1 protein-coding gene is annotated in these 2,921 nt (G+C 48.8%); it reads right to left on the bottom strand.

What is annotated here, in order from left to right; all coding sequences use genetic code 11:
* A partial coding sequence (locus tag EGI32_RS10795; RefSeq protein ID WP_255155398.1) for a PKD domain-containing protein occupies window positions 1-2,507 on the bottom strand: 2,507 nt, incomplete at its 3' end.
* Window positions 2,508-2,921 lie beyond the last annotated feature (414 nt).

Raw genomic sequence — 2,921 nt, 5'->3', positions numbered from 1 at the left:
TTTGCATACCAATTGTATGCGCCATTATTTGCGGAAAATACCTGCAGGCCGATATCGGCATTACCGATCAGGTATGGCGCACATTTGATGGTATTGACGGGGTTAAAAACCGCCTTCGCATCCGGGTTAACCACTACATTGATCTGCGCCCTGCTTCCTTCGCAACCCGCAGCCGTAGATTGGCTCACATAATATGCTGTAGTACCTGCAACAGAAGTCGGGGGAACCGGCGCGGATGGCAAAGGGGTTCCACCGGAGGCTACGTTATACCAGTTAAGCGTGCCGCCGGGGGCAGCCACTGCCGTCAACGCTACAGAGGTTGTATTGATACAATAATTCACCGGTGTGGTTACTGCAGGTAATGCCCCCAAAGGATTGATAACAACCAATACCGAATCCTGCAGCGAGTTACAATTATTGATGGTTACATACACATAATAATAACCTGCGTTGGAGGCACTTGTATTGGTTATCGACGGGTTTTGCAGCGTACTGTTGAAGCCATTCGGCCCGCTCCACGTGTAAGATGCTGCACCCGGTGCGCTGGAACTTACCGAAAGGTTTAATGTCTGCCCGCTGCAGATGGCACTGTTACTGGATGCAACAGGTGCAGACGGCGGATTAGGATCAGCAAGTATAACCGGCCCAAGACTATTGGAGATACAGCCAGACAGCACAACATTTATATTGGCATAAGTACCCTGGGAAAGGCCGGTGATAAGGATGTTGCCGGTTGGCCCTGCAGGATAGGATGCAGATTGCGGGATAGTATTGAATGTATAATTTACGGTGTACACCTGGCCGGCTGTAAGCCCTGAAATGCTGATAGAACCTGTATTGGAACCACAGGCTGTAGGATTTGAGGGAACAGCTGTGGTAAGTACAGGTGTAGTATTGATCGCCACAGTGGTGGTAGCGGCGGCAGAAACACATGCCCCGGGCCCGGTAGATGTATAGATAACTGTGTAAGTACCCGCGGCAGCGGAAGTAACATTGCTGATAGAAGGATTTTGCAAATTGCTGGTAAAGCCGTTGGGGCCGGTCCAGGCGTATTGCATACCACCCGGTGTAACCGTACCGGAATTCAATTGCAGCGAATTGCCGGTACAAACCGGGCTATTGCTGGTAGCGGCAGGTGTCGCGGGCGTTTGATTGACAATAACATTTACGTTAGTCGGCGCGGAAGCACAACCGGCGATTGTAACGATCACCTGGTATACCCCCGCATCTGCCACAGTAGCATTGGGAATAACAGGATTTTGTTGGGCACTGGTATAACCGGAAGGGCCCGTCCAGCTGTAGGTTACCCCGGCAGTAGCTGAAGTTGCAGACAGCGATAACGTGCCACCGCTGCACATCTGTGGCACAGCAGGTACAACGGGAGTGGTTGGCTGTGCAGGATTGGTGAGCTGCACCGGGCCAATTTCAGGAGAATTACATCCATTTATGGTAACATAAATATTCGTATAACTTCCGGCGGATAATCCGCCAATGAGAATGGTTCCGGAAGTTGAGGAGTTAATTGTTTGCGTTTGCGGGTTACCGTTAGCAAGATAATGTACTGTATGCGAAGTGGAAGCTGCAAGGCCGGTAATGGTAAAACTTCCATTGGCAGAACCACAGGTGGATGGGTTTACTGGTATTACTGTTCCAATGGTTGGTATGGGACGTATGATGACATCGATCCTCGATCTTACACTTTCGCAGGTGGTGCCCGTATTCACCTGGCTTACATAATAAGATGTAGTGCCTGCGGTGGTGGTTAACGGAACAGGCGCCGTGGTGCTTCCGGTTCCCCCTGCAGGTACCGAATACCACAGTAAGGTATTTGTGCCTGTGGCGGTGGCAGTTAAAGGCGATGCTGTAGCGTTGAGGCAATAAGATACCTGCGCAGTAACAACCGGGGCATTCGGCCGCGGGTTTACCGTGATATTAAATGATTGCTGGGCGCTGCAAAGCCCATTGGATCCGGTTACGGTGATCACGGCGGTTACAGGGGTGCTGCCGGCATTACTTACCGGGAATGCAGGAATATTTCCCGTTCCCGAAGCCGCCAGTCCGATAGAGGTATTGCTGTTTGTCCAGGTGAACGATGCGCCTGCAGGTACACTCGAAAAAGTAAAAGGGCCTGCCTGGTCGCCGGCGCATAAGGCCGGCGATGTTGGTACAGCAACAACCGGCACAGGGTTTACGGCCAGGTTGCGTGTTACAGTAGTAGTGCCACATTCATTGCTGACAGCAAGTGTAATGGTATACGTTCCTGGAGTATTGTAAAGTATAGTTCCGGGGTTGGCGGCAGTGGAGGTGGCGGGTGTACCTCCGGGAAAACTCCACACGTAAGACGTTGCGCCATTTATATAGCAACTAACATTTGCAACCGGGTTTATAGATTGATTCTGGCAAATGGTAGTAAATGGATTGAGTGTCACATTTGGCTTGTCTTTTACTACTACCGTTCGTGTAACTATTGTTGAAGAACAAGTACCACCAGGAGTAGTTGTTATCAAACCTACTATATAAGTTCCTGGGTTTGTAAATTGAAATTGAGGATTTACAGAATTTGCATTCGTACCATTTAGATAATTATAACCTGATGTGGCCGGAGTACATCCTGCCGCAGAAGTATAAGTAACAGACCACTGATACTTATTAACCCCGCAAAATGCAGCCGGAGAAATATTAGTTGTATTTACTGTTAAAGGGGCACAACCAATATTCTGATCAATATTAAATGCTGCAATTGGAGCGGCACTAACACAAACGGTTTTAGTAATAGAATCTCTTCCACAAGTCGGATTGCCTGTCAATAACTTTATTTCATAGTTACCGGGCGTATTAAAATTTATGATTAAAGCATTAGAACCGGATATCCAAATGCTGGTATTAGCCACTCCAAAATCATTTCCCAAAGTACCTGAAGC

Origin of the sequence: Ferruginibacter sp. HRS2-29 (assembly GCF_024343615.1) — a bacterium.
Classification (GTDB): domain Bacteria; phylum Bacteroidota; class Bacteroidia; order Chitinophagales; family Chitinophagaceae; genus Ferruginibacter.
The sequence above is the reverse complement of the archived record's forward strand: the minus strand, read 5'-3'. Positions and strand labels throughout refer to the sequence as shown.